Source organism: Streptococcus pseudopneumoniae (genome assembly GCF_001073085.1).
Taxonomy (GTDB): Bacteria; Bacillota; Bacilli; order Lactobacillales; family Streptococcaceae; genus Streptococcus; species Streptococcus pseudopneumoniae_M.
Map to the genome: position 1 here is coordinate 77,785 of NZ_JVFV01000009.1, position 19,534 is coordinate 97,318.

At 38.5% G+C, this 19,534-nt stretch carries 20 protein-coding genes; 2 read left to right on the top strand and 18 right to left on the bottom strand.

Going from position 1 to position 19,534, the window contains the following annotated elements; translation table 11 throughout:
• Positions 1-2: 2 nt before the first annotated feature.
• Complete coding sequence (locus ADH90_RS01560; RefSeq protein ID WP_049498824.1) at positions 3-1,850, top strand: zinc-ribbon domain-containing protein; 1,848 nt, start codon at positions 3-5, stop codon at positions 1,848-1,850.
• A 275-nt stretch (positions 1,851-2,125) separates the two neighbouring features.
• The gene (xerS, locus tag ADH90_RS01565; RefSeq protein WP_049529670.1) at positions 2,126-3,196 is read left to right on the top strand and encodes a tyrosine recombinase XerS; all 1,071 of its coding nucleotides are present in this window, start codon (positions 2,126-2,128) and stop codon (positions 3,194-3,196) included.
• Positions 3,197-3,280: 84 nt separating this feature from the next.
• Here the strand turns inward: xerS and ADH90_RS01570 are convergent, their stop codons facing one another.
• The 18 genes from ADH90_RS01570 to ADH90_RS01655 form a co-directional block, all read right to left on the bottom strand.
• Positions 3,281-3,922: a hypothetical protein gene (locus tag ADH90_RS01570; protein WP_049529671.1), complete on the bottom strand. Its 642-nt coding sequence runs from the start codon at positions 3,920-3,922 to the stop codon at positions 3,281-3,283.
• A gap of 108 nt (positions 3,923-4,030) precedes the next feature.
• Positions 4,031-5,020: a lipoate--protein ligase gene (locus ADH90_RS01575; protein ID WP_049529672.1), complete on the bottom strand. Its 990-nt coding sequence runs from the start codon at positions 5,018-5,020 to the stop codon at positions 4,031-4,033.
• A gap of 194 nt (positions 5,021-5,214) precedes the next feature.
• Entirely contained in the window at positions 5,215-6,918 is a 1,704-nt protein-coding gene (gene lpdA / locus ADH90_RS01580; RefSeq protein ID WP_049529673.1) for a dihydrolipoyl dehydrogenase, read from the bottom strand.
• Positions 6,919-6,957: 39 nt separating this feature from the next.
• Entirely contained in the window at positions 6,958-8,001 is a 1,044-nt protein-coding gene (locus tag ADH90_RS01585; RefSeq protein ID WP_049529674.1) for a dihydrolipoamide acetyltransferase, read from the bottom strand.
• A 401-nt stretch (positions 8,002-8,402) separates the two neighbouring features.
• Positions 8,403-9,395 carry an alpha-ketoacid dehydrogenase subunit beta gene (locus ADH90_RS01590; protein ID WP_006150669.1) on the bottom strand — a complete coding sequence of 331 codons (993 nt, stop codon included), beginning with the start codon at positions 9,393-9,395 and terminating at the stop codon, positions 8,403-8,405.
• Positions 9,396-9,411: 16 nt separating this feature from the next.
• On the bottom strand, positions 9,412-10,380 hold the full coding sequence (locus tag ADH90_RS01595; protein WP_049529675.1) for a thiamine pyrophosphate-dependent dehydrogenase E1 component subunit alpha: 969 nt from the start codon (positions 10,378-10,380) through the stop codon (positions 9,412-9,414).
• A gap of 179 nt (positions 10,381-10,559) precedes the next feature.
• Complete coding sequence (locus ADH90_RS01600) at positions 10,560-11,900, bottom strand: MATE family efflux transporter (protein WP_049529676.1); 1,341 nt, start codon at positions 11,898-11,900, stop codon at positions 10,560-10,562.
• Positions 11,901-11,911: 11 nt separating this feature from the next.
• Positions 11,912-12,172: a hypothetical protein gene (locus ADH90_RS01605; protein WP_049529677.1), complete on the bottom strand. Its 261-nt coding sequence runs from the start codon at positions 12,170-12,172 to the stop codon at positions 11,912-11,914.
• 10 nt (positions 12,173-12,182) lie between these two features.
• Positions 12,183-13,454: a dihydroorotase gene (locus ADH90_RS01610; RefSeq protein WP_049529678.1), complete on the bottom strand. Its 1,272-nt coding sequence runs from the start codon at positions 13,452-13,454 to the stop codon at positions 12,183-12,185.
• Positions 13,455-13,466: 12 nt separating this feature from the next.
• Positions 13,467-13,931, bottom strand: coding sequence for an NUDIX hydrolase (locus ADH90_RS01615; protein ID WP_001135775.1), 465 nt, complete (start codon positions 13,929-13,931; stop codon positions 13,467-13,469).
• Between the two features lie 9 nt (positions 13,932-13,940).
• Positions 13,941-14,594 carry a uracil-DNA glycosylase gene (locus ADH90_RS01620; protein ID WP_049529679.1) on the bottom strand — a complete coding sequence of 218 codons (654 nt, stop codon included), beginning with the start codon at positions 14,592-14,594 and terminating at the stop codon, positions 13,941-13,943.
• A gap of 61 nt (positions 14,595-14,655) precedes the next feature.
• A complete protein-coding gene (locus ADH90_RS01625) occupies positions 14,656-15,348 on the bottom strand; it encodes a YjjG family noncanonical pyrimidine nucleotidase (RefSeq protein ID WP_049529680.1) in 693 nt (230 codons plus the stop codon).
• 73 nt (positions 15,349-15,421) lie between these two features.
• Entirely contained in the window at positions 15,422-15,760 is a 339-nt protein-coding gene (locus ADH90_RS01630; protein WP_049529681.1) for a type II toxin-antitoxin system RelE/ParE family toxin, read from the bottom strand.
• Positions 15,753-16,046: an antitoxin gene (locus ADH90_RS01635; RefSeq protein ID WP_049529682.1), complete on the bottom strand. Its 294-nt coding sequence runs from the start codon at positions 16,044-16,046 to the stop codon at positions 15,753-15,755. Before ADH90_RS01635 ends, ADH90_RS01630 begins: the two co-directional genes overlap by 8 nt.
• Before the next feature lie 104 nt (positions 16,047-16,150).
• A complete protein-coding gene (gene pta, locus ADH90_RS01640; RefSeq protein ID WP_049529683.1) occupies positions 16,151-17,125 on the bottom strand; it encodes a phosphate acetyltransferase in 975 nt (324 codons plus the stop codon).
• A gap of 6 nt (positions 17,126-17,131) precedes the next feature.
• A complete protein-coding gene (locus tag ADH90_RS01645; RefSeq protein WP_049529684.1) occupies positions 17,132-18,040 on the bottom strand; it encodes an RluA family pseudouridine synthase in 909 nt (302 codons plus the stop codon).
• Positions 18,037-18,855, bottom strand: a complete 819-nt coding sequence (locus ADH90_RS01650; RefSeq protein WP_049529685.1) for an NAD kinase — start codon at positions 18,853-18,855, stop codon at positions 18,037-18,039. Before ADH90_RS01650 ends, ADH90_RS01645 begins: the two co-directional genes overlap by 4 nt.
• Positions 18,839-19,510: a GTP pyrophosphokinase gene (locus ADH90_RS01655; RefSeq protein WP_049529686.1), complete on the bottom strand. Its 672-nt coding sequence runs from the start codon at positions 19,508-19,510 to the stop codon at positions 18,839-18,841. Before ADH90_RS01655 ends, ADH90_RS01650 begins: the two co-directional genes overlap by 17 nt.
• Between the last annotated feature and the right edge of the window lie 24 nt (positions 19,511-19,534).

The following is a 19,534-nucleotide window of genomic DNA, read 5'->3' on the forward strand; positions in this document are numbered from 1 at the left end:
AAATGAACAAGAAAGTTAAAGATAATCCAGCTATTTACATGTACTGGGATCAAAAACGAAATGTTCTTGACCCCAAAAAATTATCGTCAAATAGTTTAAAATATGCCTATTGGTCTTGCCCTTATTGTCAACACCATTGGGAAGCGAAAATCATTGATGTGCAGCTTGACAGTTATGAATATCTTAGGTGTTGCCCCCATTGTGGATTAGGTGAACGTTCCATTGATGAAAATGAGAGCGTCCTTCAGGTTTATCCCGATTTCAGAAATTATATAAACTACAGCATTGAGCAAGATGAAGAATTAGATGAGAAACTTCTTACCTTGCCGTTCAATAGTAAAAGAAAATTCAATTTTAAATGTCCGGCGTGTCAATTAAGTTGGAAAGATTCTGCGACAAATAAGAGGTTATTTCAACTAACAAGTGGGGATTTATTTCATTTTGGCTGCAATGAAACTTCCTATCATTGCGATTACAAATCAATTTATCCAAATTTAGCTAAAATCTATAGCGAACATTTAAACAAATTTAAATTTAACGAACTGAAGCTGAGTTACAATATAACAGTACCTATCCATTGGGAATGTGATAAGTGTCATTGCAAATTTGAATTATCTATTGATAGATTATTGAACCGAATTAAAAGAAGTGGTCATTACTGTTTGGAGTGTCATTCTTCATTTGAAGAGTTATTGGATAAAGATTTTGATGTTTCTCCTCTATCTTTTTTAAATTCTTCCATGCTCAAGGAGTGGTCTAAAAGGAACAATATTACACCTAATCAAGTTGATGTATTATCTAATGTTCATGTGTTATGGGAATGTACGAATTGTCACGGAGAGTATTCATGCTCACTATTTGAAAAAACAGATAGGTCTTGTCCATTTTGTTCAAATAGAGAAAAACTTCAGGATTTTAATACACTAAATGAAACACATCCCTATTTGAGGGAATTTTGGGACCTCAGTAATGAAAGGGATTTTTCCGAATATTGGTTTAAGTCAAATAATGTAGTTAGTTGGGTTTGTCCTTGTTGTAAAATCAACTTTCAATGTAGCCCAGCCGAAATGATCAGTCGAACCGATTTAGAAAATCAAAACTTTCAAACATGTCCCAATCAATGTGACTGGAGGACTGAGGTATTTAAAAATAATATTTTCCTTAAAGAACCAAAACTCATCAAAGAATGGAGCGATAAAAATAAAATTCCTATTCATTTATCTCAGACAACAATAGAAACGAAAAAATATTGGTGGGATTGTTCAAAGTGTCATGGGACATATTTATGTTCTATCCCAATTCGAAGAGAAGTTTCTCAGTGTTGTCCTTTCTGTAACAACGATAAGCCTCTGAATGGGTATAATACATTTGATTATTTGTACCCTGAACTAGCAAAATTGTGGGCACCAAATAATAAAGTCTCAATAGATAGTTTTGTTCCATTATTAACTGAAAAAAGGTTTTATTTATGGCGCTGCAAAGAATGTAACTTCGAATTTCATGAGCGCTTCAGCATTATATTAAATAAGTATTTAAATTCCGAGACAAAAGATCTTAAAGAAATGTGTCCATTTTGTGCAGAATTAAAAGAAAGACAAGATAATATCTCATTTGAAGATTTGATGAACGAGTGGGACTATCTTAACAATCTTATTCTAGGGGATCCAGAAAGAATCCCAAATAATACGCAATTAAGATTTTGGTGGATTTGTAAGAATAATCCAGAGCATCGTTATAGAATGGCTATTGTAGATAAGATTGCAAATGTAAAACGATCTATCGAGCCATGCATATTTTGTAAAGGGCGTAGACGAAAAAGAGAACATTTTGTTCCTTATAGGAAAATTTAAAAAACAGGTTCAAATTTGAACTTGTTTTTTATCATAGATTTTTATAAAGTACATTATTTTAAAAGATTGTATTTTTAGTTTTCAAGTAGATAGTGTACAGAATTTTAGTATGCGAAAGATTTAGTTTTCACGGGAATAAAGTACATTTTTTGCTCAAAAATTTTTTTCGGTTAACTGAAATAGCCCCTATATCATCTTTCCGAAAAACTATAATTTTCTTGAAAAATATATCTAGCTATGCTATACTACTAGTATAGAAAGATTTGGAGAAAAACATGAAACGCGAGATCTTATTAGAACGGATTGATAAACTTAAACAAGTTATGCCCTGGTATGTTCTTGAATACTATCAATCGAAACTGGCTGTACCATACAGTTTTACAACCTTGTACGAATACTTAAAGGAATACGATCGATTTTTCACCTGGGTCTTGGAATCTGGTATATCGGATGCTGACACCATGGCCAATATTCCCTTAGACGTTCTGGAGCACATGACCAAGAAAGACATGGAATCCTTCATTCTTTACTTACGTGAACGTCCTCTGCTTAATGCCAATACGACGAAAAATGGGGTTTCTCAAACAACCATTAACCGTACCCTTTCGGCACTTTCTAGCCTTTATAAGTATTTGACTGAGGAAGTTGAAAACGAGCAAGGGGAACCTTATTTCTACCGCAATGTCATGAAGAAGGTTGCAACCAAGAAAAAGAAAGAAACTTTAGCTGCACGGGCTGAGAATATCAAGCAAAAACTCTTTTTGGGCGATGAAACAGAAGGTTTTCTGAACTATATCGATGAGGAATACCCTAAAACTCTCTCAAATCGAGCCTTATCGTCCTTTAACAAGAATAAAGAGCGAGATTTAGCGATTATCGCACTCCTTCTTGCCTCTGGTGTCCGTCTCTCTGAGGCAGTTAACCTGGATCTTCGAGATCTCAATCTTAAGATGATGGTGATTGACGTCACTCGAAAAGGTGGAAAAAGAGACTCAGTCAATGTGGCTGCCTTTGCTAAGCCTTATTTAGAACAATATCTCGCCATTCGTGACAAACGTTATAAGACAGAAAAGACCGATACAGCCCTCTTTCTAACCTTGTATCGAGGGGTTCCAAACCGTATCGATGCTTCTAGTGTTGAAAAGATGGTGGCAAAGTATTCTGAAGATTTCAAAGTCCGAGTGACACCCCACAAACTACGCCACACACTTGCAACACGTCTATATGATGCAACCAAGTCGCAGGTTTTGGTAAGCCATCAACTAGGACATGCTAGCACACAAGTTACCGACTTGTATACCCATATTGTCAATGACGAACAGAAAAACGCTTTAGATAGTTTATGAGTCACATAATATAAATTATGTAAATTTAAGTGTTAGAAAAAGAGCGTAGGATTTTTTATCGAATCTTACGCTCTTTTATTCTTTCTATAAAAATTCGATCCAATAATTACGGTGTGGCTCAATAATGACTGGTTTTCCCCAGAATGATTTTAGATAGGCCAAGTTTGCAGGGGTGACTGGTCTTTTTTCATCATTGAACTTCTCTGCACTCTCTTCCGTTAGAAAACATTTAACTGCTTCATATGGTGTACCATCGTCCTCTATTCGATCAATTCCTAAATAAGCAATTTCATCACTGGCTTTTGGAAAATCTGTAAATAGTTTACCAATAAAATAAACCGTCTTATCTTTCATTAATTCATAAGCCTTACTATTTTCCAGTCTGTTATTAGCTGTAGCGTACATAATACAAAAACTGTCCACAATATCTTTTAAAGGCATTAATTCTTCTTTGCTGACTATAATTTCGTCGGGAGCAAGTCCACCAATGATTAAGTTTTTATAATGAGGTTGCTGGATGACATTATCTAAAGCCATTCCTAATGGTAGTTGGACTGCTTGATAGCCTAATGGTTCTAGCTCTTGCTTTTTCTGGTCAAGGTGTTCTTGTGTAATACTGATATTCAAATCATATGGACTTGAAGATTGTTGCGTGCTAAAAAAAGCCACTACTATACGATCTAACTGTTCAAATAGACCAAGTTTTTCCACTGGTACTTTCATCATTGAATTTGATCCCCTTTTTGTTCAGATTTCCTCTTTATTCTACTCTCATTATTTTTGAATATCAAGTCTAAGATAAAAGATATCCATTTAACATGGATATCTTTTACTTTATTCCACCACAGCTTCAGCAATTTCTTCCGCAGTAATTCCTGCGAAATAACGACCTAAGTTAATGGTTTGAAGGGCTTTAAGAACATCTTCGCGTTCGTATTTGACACCACGAAGGACATCTTCTACTGCTGCAACATCTTCGATACCGAAGAAGTCACCATAAATCTTAATGTCTTGAATTTTTGACTCGATAACGTTAGCAAAAATTTCAACCTTACCGCTTGGGAATTTTGTTCCACGACGGACGTTATACTCTGGTGATTTACCATAGTTCCAATCCCATGTCCCAAACTTAGTATCTTTAATACGGTTGATTTCAGCCAATTCTTCATCTGAAAATACATATTCCGTCATTTCAGGATATTCTTTTTTCATGTATTCCAAAAGTAGGTCACGGAATTCTTCAACAGTGATCTTTTCTGGCAACTCATCGATAATATTAGTTACTCTAGCACGGACTGATTTAACCCCTTTTGATTCAAACTTATCTTTAGACACTTTAAGTGCGTTAGCTAGGACTGACAAATCCACGTCAAAGAGAAGACAACCATGGTGCATGATACGGCCATTGATATAGGCTTGTGCATTTCCACAGAATTTCTTACCGTCAATTTCCAAGTCGTTACGGCCTGTAAATTCAGCTTTAACACCAAGTTCAGCCAAGGTATTGATAACCGGAGTAGAGAAGCTCTTGAAGTCAAAAGCCTTGTTTTCATCTTCTTTTGAAATGATGGTATAGTTAAGGTTGTTCAAATCATGGTAAACAGCTCCACCACCACTGATTCGTCGGACTACTTCAATTCCATTTTCACGAACATAGTCACGGTTAATTTCTTCGATGGTATTTTGGTGACGACCTACAATGATAGATGGTTTGTTGATCCAAAGAAGGAAGATTTGATCTTCATCAAGAAGATGCTTAAAAGCGTACTCCTCTAAAGCAATATTAAAGGCAGTGTCGTTTGAATGATTGATAATGTATTTCATAGTATTTCCAAAAATCTAGTTTTTAAATTTTGTTCATAGCAATCCAATTTTCTAAAGTAGTAAAAAGAAATGCAACGTGTTATCGTTACATTTCTCGGAAAAATTGAGCAATAGGCTCAATTTTTAGGCATGGAACTCTAATAGAGGTCGCTGCCGTCCGTACTACTTTAAGAAAATTTTATTGAGAGACTTGTTTATTTTTTCTTAGGTGAATGGATAGCCATTCCAAGAACATCAGCAAATGCTTCGTACATAACTTCAGAGTATGTTGGGTGTCCGTGGATAGTCTTAAGCATTTCTTCAACAGTGATTTCCATTTCAATGATACTTGATGCTTCGTTAATCAATTCAGCTGCTGCAGGACCAATGATGTGGACTCCAAGGATTTCACCATATTTCTTGTCTGCAATGACTTTAACAAATCCTTGAGCAGCATCTGATGCAATTGCACGTCCGTTTGCGGCAAAGTTGAATTTACCGATTTGAACATCGTATTTTTCACGAGCTTGTTCTTCTGTCAAACCAACTGCTGCTACTTCTGGAAGTGTATAGATAGCTGCAGGAGTCAAGTTCAATTTCGCAACAATGTGGTTTCCTTTAAGTGCATTTTCAGCCGCAACTTCACCCATACGGAAGGCAGCGTGAGCCAACATCTTAGTGCCGTTGATATCACCTGGTGCATAGATACCTGGAACAGAAGTTTCCATGTATTCGTTAACCTTGATACGACCACGTTCTAATTCAAATTCAACATCACCGATACCTTCAAGGTCTGGAACACGACCGATTGAAAGAAGAGCTTTGTTTGCGATAACATCATCTTTTCCTTCAACCTTGATACGAAGTTTGCCATCTTCTTCAATGATTTCTTGCAGTTTAGTACCTGTCAAGATAGTCATACCTTTACGTTCAAGAATCAAGCGAAGGTTTTTAGAAACTTCTGCATCCATTGCTGGTACAATACGATCCATCATTTCGATAACAGTAACTTTTGAACCAAATGTCATGAAGGCTTGCCCGAGTTCGATACCAACAACCCCACCACCGATGATAACGAGACTTTCTGGTACTTCGTTCATTTCAAGGATGTCATCACTAGTCATCACAAGAGATGATTCCATACCAGGAACGTTAATTTTGCTTACTTTTGAACCACCAGCAAGGATGATCTTCTTAGTTTCAAGCAATTCAGAACCATTTACCAAGACATTCTTATCTTTAGTAATAGTACCGATACCCTTATGAACATCAACTCCGTAGCTACGAAGAAGTCCTGCAACCCCACCAACAAGTGTATTAACAACTTTAGATTTAGTTTCTAAAAGTTTGTCCATATCAACAGTGAAGTTAGGGTTTTCAATCACGATACCACGATTTGCTGCATGACCGATATTTTCAATAATTTCAGCGTTGTGAAGGTAAGTCTTGGTTGGGATACATCCACGGTTCAAGCAGGTTCCACCAAGTTCAGATTTTTCAACAAGAGCAACCTTACCACCTAATTGAGCCGCTTTAATGGCAGAAACATAACCAGCAGGTCCACCACCGATAACAACGATGTCGTAAGCATCATCGCTCTTACCATCATCGTTTGAAGCACTTGCTGCAGGTGCTGGGCTAGCTTCTGGTGCAGATGCCCCAGCTGATGGGATGTTTTCCCCTTCCTCACCAAGATATCCGATAACTTCAGTAACAGGAACAGTCTCGCCGTCCCCTTTCAGGATAGCGATCAAGTAACCGTCTTCTTCTGCTTCCAATTCCATGCTGACTTTGTCAGTCATGATTTCCAAAAGGATTTCTCCTTCTTTTACAAATTCTCCGACTTTTTTATTCCATTGGACGATTTGTCCTTCTGTCATATCCACGCCGGCTTTTGGCATAATTACTTCTAAGGCCATATCTTACTTCCTCTATCTATATTTCTAAAAAAAAATTCTCTAAACCAACATTGAGATTGGGTTTTCAATTAAAGCTTTCAAGTCTTTCATAAACTTAGCACCAGCCATACCATCTACGACACGGTGGTCAATTGTCAATCCAAGACTCATAATTGGACGAATCACGATTTCACTATTAACTACAACCGGTTTCTCAACCGTTGAGCTAACCCCGAGAATTGCTGAGTTTGGTTGATTGATGATAGGACCAAATGATTGAACACCAAACATCCCCAAGTTACTGATTGTGAAGGTTGAATTTTGCAATTCGCTAGGAGCTAGTTTACCTTCTAAGGTACGTCCAATAACGTCCTTAAATGCAACTACCAACTCAGACAAGCTCATTTTTTCTGCATTATAGACAACTGGTGTCATCAATCCATTATCCATACCAACTGCCATCGCAAGGTTGACATAATTGTGAGTGATGATTGTCTTACCATCTTCTGTCAATGAAGCGTTGATGTATGGGTGTTTCATAAGAGTCTTAACAACCGCAAGTGAAAGCAAATCTGTAACGGTAATTTTCTTACCAGTTGCTTCCATAATTGGATCAAGAACTTTCTTACGAAGGGCAAGCAATTCAGACATATCTACATCGTAGTTAAGCGTGAAGGTTGGAGCAGTCAAGTATGACTCAACCATACGTTTAGCAATAACCTTACGCATTGGTGTCATTGGAATACGTTCGATTTCCCCATAAGGAGTTACGTTATCTGGAACTTCTTCCACTTTCTCGATTTGAGCAGGTGATTTAATCGTATCGTTTTCGATATTTTCAGGAAGGAAGGCTAAAACGTCTTTCTTCATAATCTTACCACGATGACCAGTTCCTTGGATTTCCTGCCATGCAATGTTATGTTCAAGGGCAATTCGTTTTGCAAGTGGTGAAATGCGAACCACATTAGTGTCTTTAAATGTTTCCACGTCTTCTTTGTGGACACGACCGTTTGCGCCTGAGCCAGAAATGTCGTAGAGATTAATCCCTAAATCATCCGCTAATTTTCTAGCCGCAGGAGTCGCTCTTAGCTTATCATCAGCCATGACCTCTCCTATTCTATTACAAGATATTAAGGGCGAAGAGGGCAATGAAAAAATAGGAGATTGACGATGTGTTCCATGAACACAAGGAAATCTATCTTTTTTTCGCAGACCTCCGTCCGAATTCAATTATAAGATACTAAGGGCGTCAAAAGTCAAAGTGAAAATAGGAAAGTTTATCTTTTTCACACAGACTTTAGCCCGAGTTCAACTCTACAAGTAACTTGGATACGAAACGTATCTCAAGTTACTACGGTTGCCACTATAAGGCGGTCAACCTAGTAGACTTACTAAGTCGTTCGTCGGTTAATATCGACCCGACTCTCTCCTGTCGCAACTTTTCAACTTACTTGGATACAAAAAGTATCTCAAATAAGTTTTGTTTATATAATTTATGTTATGTATTATTGTTTGTTGTGAGTTTTACGAATAGCATCTTTGATGCTTTCAACTGTTGGAATCATTGCATTTTCAAGATTTTGTGCATAAGGCATTGGTACATCCTCACCTGCACAACGGCGAATAGGTGCATCCAAGTAGTCAAATGCTTCAGATTCAGAAATAATAGCTGAGATCTCACCGATAAATCCACTCGTCTTATGAGCGTCATTGACAAGAACTACTTTTCCAGTTTTCTTAACTGAATTAATGATGATGTCTTTATCAAGTGGAACCAAAGTACGTGGGTCTACTACTTCTACTGAGATGCCTTCTTCAGCCAATTCTTCAGCTGCTTGCATGACACGACGAAGCATTTTACCGTATGTTACAACTGTTACATCGGTTCCTTCGCGTTTAATTTCACCAACACCAAGCGGAATTGTATAGTCCGGATCAACTGGAACTTCACCTTTTTGGTTAAATTCTGATTTGTATTCAAGGATGATGACTGGGTTGTTATCACGGATAGAAGACTTAAGAAGTCCCTTCATGTCAGCAGGTGTACCTGGAGCAACAACCTTCAATCCAGGGATGTGAGTGAACCAAGATTCCAATGATTGTGAGTGCTGAGCTGCAGAACCTACTCCGTTACCAGCGGCACAACGGATTGTCATAGGCACTTGACCCTTACCGCCAAACATGTAACGAGTTTTAGCTGCTTGGTTGACGATATTATCCATGGCAATAACAGAAAAGTCCATGAAAGTCATGTCAACGATTGGACGAAGTCCTGTCATAGCTGCACCAGCAGCTGCACCTGAGATAGCAGCTTCAGAAATCGGACAGTCACGAACACGTTCTGGTCCAAATTCCTCAAGCATACCTACAGATGTACCAAAGTCTCCACCGAAAACTCCGACATCTTCACCCATCAAAAGCACATTTTCATCACGACGCATTTCCTCAGACATTGCAAGGATAATGGTATCGCGGAAAGACATTAATTTTGTTTCCATATTTCTCTACTTCTCCTTAGTCTGCGTATATATCTTCAAATGCTGATTCAAGTGGAGGGAATGGACTCTCTTCAGCAAATTTAACAGATGCTTCCACTGCTTCCTTAACTTGTGCATGAATTTCTTCAAGTTCTTCTGCACTAGCAATATTATTTGCTACAAGGTACTTACGAAGATTTTCAATTGGATCTTTTTGTTTCCACTCTTCTACTTCTTCACGTGTACGATATTTACCAGGGTCTGATGATGAGTGACCAAGCCAACGATAGGTTACACTTTCGATTAAGACAGGACCTTTACCAGAACGAACATGGTCGACTGCTTTCTTAAATCCTTCGTAGACATCGATTACATTGTTACCATCTTCAATAAACATACCAGGAATACCGTAAGCTGCGCTACGTTCGTGGATATGCTCGACATTAGTCATTTTCTTAATATCTGCAGAGATTCCATATCCATTATTGATACAGTAGAAAATCACTGGAAGATTCCAAATAGAAGCCATATTCACCGCTTCATGGAAAACACCTTCGTTTGTCGCACCATCACCAAAGAAGCAAACGACAATCTTGCCAGTGTTTTTCATTTGTTGTGTAAGGGCGGCACCAACTGCAATCCCCATACCACCACCTACGATACCATTAGCACCAAGGTTACCTGCATCTAGGTCTGCGATATGCATAGATCCACCTTTACCTTTACAAGTTCCAGTGTATTTACCAAGAATTTCAGCCATCATCCCATTAAGGTCGATTCCCTTAGCAATGGCTTGCCCGTGACCACGGTGATTTGAGGTGATGAGGTCATCCTCGTTTAGAGCCAACATAGCCCCAACGCTGGCAGCTTCCTCACCAACAGAAAAGTGCGTCATACCAGGCACTTTTCCTTTTTTTACTAATTGAGCAATTTTTAAGTCCATACGACGAATTTCTTCCATCTTACGGAACATCTCAAGCAAAAGATTTTTATCTAAAGTTGACATAATCTTGCCTTTCTAAGTTTAAATTCTTATAGTTCCATTTTACTGTATAGGTTAATTTGTGTCAAAAAATATGCCTGCAATTTTTCACAATATAAAAAAAGAAAAGCCAGTAAAATCAAGACTTTTCTTTATATAAAATACAAATTTCACAAGTTGTATTTTCATCGTTTTTTAACAAATTATTTGAATCTTTTCATAATAACTTGTAAACGCCACTGATAAAGAATTCCACTTACCATTAAACTAATGATGAGAGCAATCCAATAGGAGTACGCACCTAAAATAGTCGAATAATCAAGATATAAGCCAAGCGGAATCCCAACACCCCAGTATCCAAGAAGACCAAGGCAAAAAGGAACAATCGTATCCTTGTAACCTCTTAAAATCCCTTGCAAAGGTGCCGCAAAGGTATCAGCTAACTGGAAGAACAAGCTATAGGTCATAAAAGAAGCTGTTAGTTGGATAAATTCTTGATCTTGACCATATAGTCTGGCTACATTTTCACGATAGATGTAAAGAAAACTAAGTGTTAAAACAGCAAACACCATAGCTGTTAAACGACCAATATGGATATACTGTTTAGCATCGTCTAATCGTTTAGCTCCTACCTCATAAGAAATCACAATAGCCATAGCAGTTGAAATACTCATAGGAAAAGCATACATCAAATTTGAAAAGTTCATAGCTGACTGATGACTGGCAATAATAAGAGATGAGAATTTCGCCATAATTAAACCAACAACTGAAAAAATGGCAACTTCAGCAAATACCGTCCCACCAATTGGTAGACCAAGATAAATAGCTTCCTTGATTTTTTTGATTTGTAGGGGCATAGGTCTTTGGAGTTGATATTCCTTGAGCTTTTTATGCTTTAACAAGACCAAAACCGAAATCAGCAACAAAGCCCAGTAGGCAAGAGAAGTCCCCAGACCTGCTCCTGCACCTCCTAACTCAGGAAAACCCAAAGCACCATATATTAGTAAATAATTAAATCCACTATTTAAAGGAAGTAAAAGAAGCATGAGATACATAGACAATTTTGTCAGTCCTAGCGTATCAAGTAGCGAACGAATAACACTAAAAAGTAAGAGAGGAATAATACCAATGGCTAAGAGCCACAGATAACGTATGGCAACGCTGGATACAGCCACTTCCAGTCCCATGAATTCTAACACAATTGGTGCTAAAAAGAAAACCAAGCCAAAAAGTACGATAGATAAGGCTAAAGCCAAATAAAGAAATTGATAAAAATCCGAAGAAACTTCTTTCTTTTTTCCTTGTCCCAAATGGTGACCAATAATAGGGACCAAGGCTGAGACGATTCCAGTCAAAAAGGTAAAGAAAGGATTCCATAAGCTAGTTGCAATTGAAACACCCGCTAGATCGAGAGTATTATATTGACCCGTCATCGTGGTATCGACAAAAGATGCGGAATAATTAGCGAATTGATAAATTAAAATAGGAAAGAAAATTTTTAAAAATAAGATGATTTTGTCTTTAATAGTTTCTGTTGAACGCATACCTACTCTTTCTACTTCTTTTCATCCAAGTCAAAAAGCTTTAAGCCGTATTTTCTCAAGCTCAAAGGTGGATTACTAGTTTTTGATGTCGTGTGCCAGCAATTACATGAGGCGCAATAATAGCTTCTAACCAAGCCACCATTATCATACTCTACAGCATGATCAGCTTTTTCCTTGGTTTCATACTGAATTTTAGCACGGTTAGCGGCTTGACAATATACTCCATGGCAAGCATTTCGTTTACGATTTCTAAATTTACGAAAATAATTCATCCTCAAGCTCCTAATCTGCTTGATAAACGATTTGTCCCATACAGATAGTATATTTAACCTGCCCTTTTAATTGTTCACCAATGAATGGTGAATTAGCTGCTTTAGAAGCAAAATGCGTATCAACGATTCGGTCAGCTTTATCATCGAAAATTGTAATATCAGCTGGGCCGTTTTCAGCCAAATATCCTGCTTCAAAATTATACAATTTGGCTGGGTTTACTGTCATTTTTCCTAATAATTCCATCAGGGTTAGCTCACCAGCTTCGACTAAGTAAGTTAAACCGAGTGACAAAGAAGTTTCTAAACCTGTCATACCTGATGGAGCTTTGGTAATATCTTCGACATTCTTTTCATCAGCATGGTGAGGCGCGTGGTCAGTAGCAATTACAGAAATGACTCCAGATTTAAGCCCTTCAATAACTGCACGACGGTCAGACTCCAGACGAAGAGGTGGATTCATCTTAGCGTTACTTCCTTTAGTCAAAAGAAGAGCTTCAGTCTTAGAAAAATGCTGAGGTGCTACTTCTGCAGTTACGTTTGCTCCCAAACCTTGAGCGAACTCCACAACCTTAACACTTTCTTCCTTGGACAAGTGCTGAATGTGGACATGGGCTTTGGTTGCATAGGCAATCATGACATCACGAGCTATCATAGCGTATTCTGCAACCCCGGTAGCACCGCAGATATGGAAATGTTCTTTAGCAATGTTTTCATTAAAACCTAGCGTACCATTCAGTCCAGGATCTTCTTCGTGCAGACTGATAAAGGTGTTTAACTTTTTAGCCTCTTCCATGGCTTCCTTGACCACTTTACTGCTTTCAAGTGGAATCCCATCATCAGAAAATCCAACAGCTCCAGCTTCTAAAAGCGACTTAAAGTCTGTCAAATCTTGGCCATTAAAGTTCTTGGTAATTGTTGCTACAGATTTAACGTTGATCTTTTCCTTTGCCGCAGATTGAAGAACTTCCTGCAAAGTCTCAACATCTGAGATGGTTGGATTGGTATTAGCCATCATAACGACAGTTGTAAATCCACCTGCAGCTGCTGCTAGTGCTCCTGTATGAATGTCTTCTTTATGAGTTTGACCAGGTTCACGGAAATGAACATGGATATCCACCAATCCAGGCGCAACTACAAGACCAGTAGCATCTAAGATTTCTGCTCCTTCTTCTTTAATCTCAGGCGCAATTTTGACAATTCTCCCATCTTTAACCAAGACATCACACACTTGATCCAAACCAGACTTAGGATCCATTACACGGCCGTTTTTGATTACTAACATCGCTTTACTCCTTTATTCGTAGAAATCCACTTGAGTGTCCAATAATTTATCACCATCATAGACAAATTTGGCTGAAAAGAATGGTTTATCTTCTAAAAGCCACTCGACAAAGGTATGATCCCCTTCCCAAGTCGGCTTGCTGAGAACCTCATCGTAAGGAACCCATTCTAAGGTCCCTTCATTACAGTCAATCAACTCCCCTTCAAACTCAGTTACCTTAAATACATAGGTGTACCAGTCTAAGTCAGGAGTAAATTCAGGAAAGGTGATTACACCTTTAAGAACTGGCTTAGCCTTCAATCCTGTTTCTTCTAAAATCTCGCGGGCAGCACATTCTTGGGGAGTTTCTCCACGCTCTAACTTTCCACCTACGCCGATCCATTTCCCTTCATGGACATCATTAGGCTTTTTATTGCGATGAAGCATGAGTAGCTCTTTCCCGTTATCAATGTAGCAAATTGTCGCTAACTGAGGCATATTTTCTCCTTATCTAAGCCAATCAATTGGCTCTTGTCCACTTTCTTTTAAGAATTCATTGGCCTTGGTAAAAGGCTTGGAACCCCAAAATCCTCTGTAAACTGAAAGAGGACTTGGATGGGCTGACTCGATAATCAAGTGTTGAGGATTGGTAACCAAGGACTTCTTCTTACGTGCATAAGCTCCCCAGAGTACAAAAACGACTGGTCTATCTAGATTATTGACAACCTTAATCACAGCATCTGTAAAAGGTTCCCATATCTGACCAGCATGACCATTTGCCTGGCCAGCAGGGACAGTCAAGCAAGCATTGAGAAGCAAGACTCCCTGCTCTGCCCAAGAGGTCAAGTCATGGGATTCCTTAACACCAAGATCATCTGACAATTCTTTCAAGATATTTTGCAGGGATGGCGGAGCTGGGATAGAGTCAGGTACAGAAAAACTCAAACCCTGCGCCTGACCTGGCCCATGATAGGGGTCTTGCCCCAGAATCACTACCTTAACCTCTTCCAGAGGGGTCGTCAAAAGAGCCTGAAAAACCTTTTCCTTAGGTGGATAAACAGTCCCATGAGCATAAACCTGCTCCATAAAGTGATTGATTTTCCCAAAATAACCTTCAGGTAATTGCTCTTTAATCAAAGCATGCCAAGATGAGTGTTCCATAGCCGACTCCTTCGTTAATACTGTCTCTATTATAGCAAAAAGTGGCTATCTAAACCACTTTTTACAGTTTGTCTAAGATTTCTAGCAGAGCCTGATAAGAGTCGACTTCATAAGTTGGCTGAGCTTGTGTCTTATTTTCCAGATGATGAGGATTATACCAGATGGTATCGATGCCAGCATTATTTCCACCTTGAATATCAGCTGACAAAGAATCACCAATCATAAGGGTCTGATTTTTATCAAAATTAGGGATACGAGCTCCAATTTTTTCATAAAATTCAGCATCTGGTTTTTGGGTATGGAGTTGCTCTGAAATGAAGATTTCCTTGAAAAATGGTGCAATTCCAGATTGTTCCAAACGACCTGTCTGAATATAGGTGATTCCATTTGTCGCAGCATAGAGTTCATAGCCCTTACTTATCAATTTTTTTAATAAATCTTCCACGCCTGAGAAAGTCTGCCCCTGTTTTGATAGGAAAAACTGGTAGCGCTCTGCTAAGTAAGACCCATCTTTTTCAATGCCAAAGTGAGCAAACAATTTTGCAAAACGAGTGTTTATCAATTCTGATTTTGTGATTTTTTTCTGTTCCAAATCCTTCCAAAGAGCCTTGTTCATGGGCACATAATAATCTTTGTAAGCTTGGATATCCTCTACTCCTTCTTCTTTTAGGAGTTGCGATAAGGCAATATCTTCTGCAGCATCAAAATCGAGTAGTGTGTGATCGAGGTCGAAGAGTAGAAATTTGTATTTCAATTTAAAAAACTTCCTTTCTTTGGGGACAAAGAGTGGGACTAAATGATTCAAATAAATTTAAAAAATTTCACCTCTACTTATTGAATAACTTAGCCCAATTCTGCGTAGAATTTAAAATTCTTGAGACATAAACCTCATATTTGTCGATATAATATAAAGCTAAGTAATTTTCAATAGGCATATATCGGTAACGTTTTCCGTCATTTGTTAATTCACCATAACCTCGACTCGATACCAAAGGACATGCTTCTGGAAAGATTTCTAAAGTTTCTAGTGCCGTTAGAATAAGGTCTAGTTTACTATCGGCAGATTGTTGGCTATAAAAATTCAGTACAATATAATCATGTATTTCTCTCAAGTCTTTCTTAGCTTGATCCGTAAGAGAAACATGGTAACATTTATGATTACTCAAGGCCAAATTCCTTTCTTACATCTGCCAAAGACGTTAGTTTACCTTGCTCAATTTCTTGATGTCCCATCAAGATTTCCTTTTTCAAGTCTTCAAAAGCAACCTGATATTGGGTCTCTTGTGAATCACTAAATACGAATTCTTTAGGATCAACTGCACCTGTCGCAATTTTACGAAGTGCAGCATTAAAGATATCTGACATGGTTAACTTTTCATCAGCTAAGATTTCTTTCGTTTGTTGGTAAAAAGTCGAATCTGCTCTAAAATTAACAGGTTGAGTATTTGCCATGATTAATACCTCTTTGTAAAGATGATTTGTAAATACATTTTATCATCTTTAGATTTTAAATTCAACGAAAAGCTCCTTTAACAGAAAAGGAGCTATCTTGTATTTTATTGGTGTACAGCTTGGGCTGCTGTGATAAGAGTAAGTTTGAAGACGTCGTCTGAATTACATCCACGAGAAAGGTCATTAACTGGTTTGTTCAAACCTTGCAATACTGGACCAACCGCTGCAAATCCACCGAGACGTTCTGCCATCTTGTAACCAATATTCCCTGCTTCAATACCTGGGAAGATAAAGACGTTTGCTTGTCCAGCAACCTTACTTCCTGGTGCTTTAAGAGCAGCTGTTTCTGGAACGAAGGCAGCATCAAATTGCAATTCCCCATCAATTTCAAGGTCAGGACGAAGATCATGAGCAATCTTAGTTGCTTCAACAACTTTATCTACGCTTTCACCAAAACCAGAACCTTTAGTTGAATAGCTTAGCATCGCAATTTTGGGTTCGATACCGAACATCTTAGCTGTGATAGCAGAGTTAATCGCGATTTCTGCCAATGCTTCAGCATCAGGATTGATATTGATGGCACAGTCACCAAATAGGTAACGCTCAGTGCCACGAACCATAAGGAAGGCACCTGAAGTACGACTAACATTTGGGCGTGTTTTAATGATTTGAAGGGCTGGGCGAACAGTTGCCGCAGTAGAGTGAATAGCTCCTGAAACCATTCCATCTACCAAGCCCATGTATACCAACATAACACCAAAATAGTTCACGTCTTTAACCAAGATTTCGCGAGCTTCTTCTTCAGTCATTCTTCCTTTACGACGTTCTACAAGTGATGCTACCATGTCTTCAAATTGAGGGTAATGTGCAGGATCGATTACTTCATAACCATCCATGATTCCTTCGATTTCAAGATAGATTTTAATTTTATCAGGATTTCCAAGTAGGACAGGAATAACTTCTGTTTCTTTTACGATGCGTTTTGTTGCTTGAAGAATACGTGGTTCTTCACCTTCAGGCAAAACAATACGTGCATTTTTACCAACTAGGTTGGCTTTCAAACTTTCAAAAACTTCCATGAGTTTTTACTCCTTTTTAGATAAATTATTATTTGATAACTGAGTTATAAGATTCTTAAAATCATCCGGCAGTGGACTTTCCATCTCCAACTGCTCTTCAAGAAAAGGATGATAAAACGATAAGTAATGGCAATGCAGAGCTTGACGCTCTATGCCATGTTTAAGACTACCACCATATAGGTCATCGCCAAGCAAAGGGAAACCTATATGAGAGAAATGAACACGAATCTGGTGGGTCCTTCCCGTATGTAGGCGAATATCAACTAGATGAATATTGCCATAAGACTCCACTATACGATAGGAGGTATGAGCATATTTACCACCTTTTGCCACTCGTCTAGTGATAATGGAATCTTCATCTCGAGCAATCGGTGCAATGATTTCACCTTGAGGATCCAGAAACCCATCTCCTTTAACTAAAGCAAAATAACGCTTTTCAATAGCTTTCTTCTGCAACTGCTTGTCTAGTCTAGCATGGGCATATCCGTGTTTAGCAAAAAGCATGAGGCCCGAAGTATCTCGATCTAGTCTGGTTACAATGTGGACCTGTTGATTTTCATAGTTCTGATTCACATAGTAGCCCTTGATAAAGTTAGCGATGGTATTGGAATGATTGACACTAGGAATCGAGGCCACACCAAAGGGTTTGTTTAAAATCAAGAAATGATCATCTTCAAACAGAATATCCAGTGGATAATCAATGGCTTCCAGTGTCTCGAAACCTTCCTCAGGAGAAATGTCGATGACAACCACATCCCCAATATCTAAGAGATAGGTTGCATTTTGTGGATGACCGTTTACGCGAATATCTCCACCTCGAAACTTGATTTTGGCAAGTAAACTTTTCGAGACTTCGTGTTTTTTTAAAAAGGTCTTTACCTTGACATGTTCGTCAGCAATAAATTCAAACCTCATTCATCCACCTCACCAATAAAGGCATCCTTGACACGATTCCAAAAACTAGTATGGCTTGGTGTTGCGACAAAGTGAATCTTGTGGTGGTCTATTTGGTATTCTATTCTTTCAATATTACGGTAAGAATAAATGCTATTGTCAACAGAAATCGTATGATAATCATTGCGAGTCGGTATCAATTCAATCTTATCCTTCTTAGGCACAATGATAGACGAACCTAAGGTTCGGTAGACACGATTGTTGAGACTCGCAATTTCTGTTAATTGTAGGGCCTCAATAGTAGGATGCAAAACTGCTCCACCAAGAGATTTATTATAAGCTGTACTCCCGGTTGGCGTCGATACCGTCAGGCCATCTCCTCGAAAACGTTCAAATGGCACTTGGTTAATGATAATATCGGCAACCATAGTCCTATCAGCTCTCCGAATGCTAGCCTCATTCAAAGCTCGGAAAATCTTCACTTCCCCGTTTTCCAAAAATACCTTTACATTTAACAGTGGGTAAGACACACGAGCCCCAGTATCTAACTGTAAATTAGTAACCAATTGGTCCAGTTCAAAATCACGGTAGTCTGTATAGAAACCTAAATGACCCGTGTGAACACCAACGAAGCGAACCTTATCCAGCTGGTCTTCATACTTGTGAAAAGCAGACAAAAGCATCCCATCCCCACCTATGGAAATCACGATATCGGGATGTTTATCATTTAATATAAAGTTATTTTTTTTTAGTCGATCTCTTAATTCATATAAGACTCTTTGACTTTGAGGTTTGCGATTAGCGATTAGATCGATTCGTTTACCTGTATTCTTCATCGGTATCGTCACTATTACCTACCCCGTCATTTAACTTTCTATGCAATGGATCAAAGAGTGCCTGTGCTTCCTGGATATCATCACGAATTTTACTCATTTCTTCATCCAATTGATGGGATATCCTTGCAGTAATTTCCAAGCGTTTCTTAATTTCTTCTGGAAAATCGCCTTGATATTTATAATTAAGAGAATGCTCGATGGTAGCCCAGAAATTCATAGCCAAGGTACGAATCTGAATCTCAACCAGAATCGTTCTTGCCCCCTTGATCGTGTCAACAGTATACTCAATAATCAAATGGTAAGAGCGATAGCCTGAAGCCTTTCGATGAGTGATGTAGTCACGTTCTTGTACCACTCTCATGTCTTGCCTCTTACGAAGGATGGCAACAACCTCGCTCACGTCATCTACAAATTGAACCATGACGCGTAAACCTGCAATATCTTGCAGGTCCTGTTCCAGCGTATCGTATCCAATCCCTCGACGAGCCATTTTTTCTTTTATACTTTCGATCGGTTTGACTCGACCAGTTACAAACTCAATTGGAGAATGTTTATTTTGTTTGCGGTATTGTTTTCGAATACCTCGGAGTTTTATCTTCAGCTCTCCGACAGCCTGAATGTAAGGATCTAAAAATTCTTCCCATTCCGTAATCATATATCTTTTTCATCCAATTCTCTA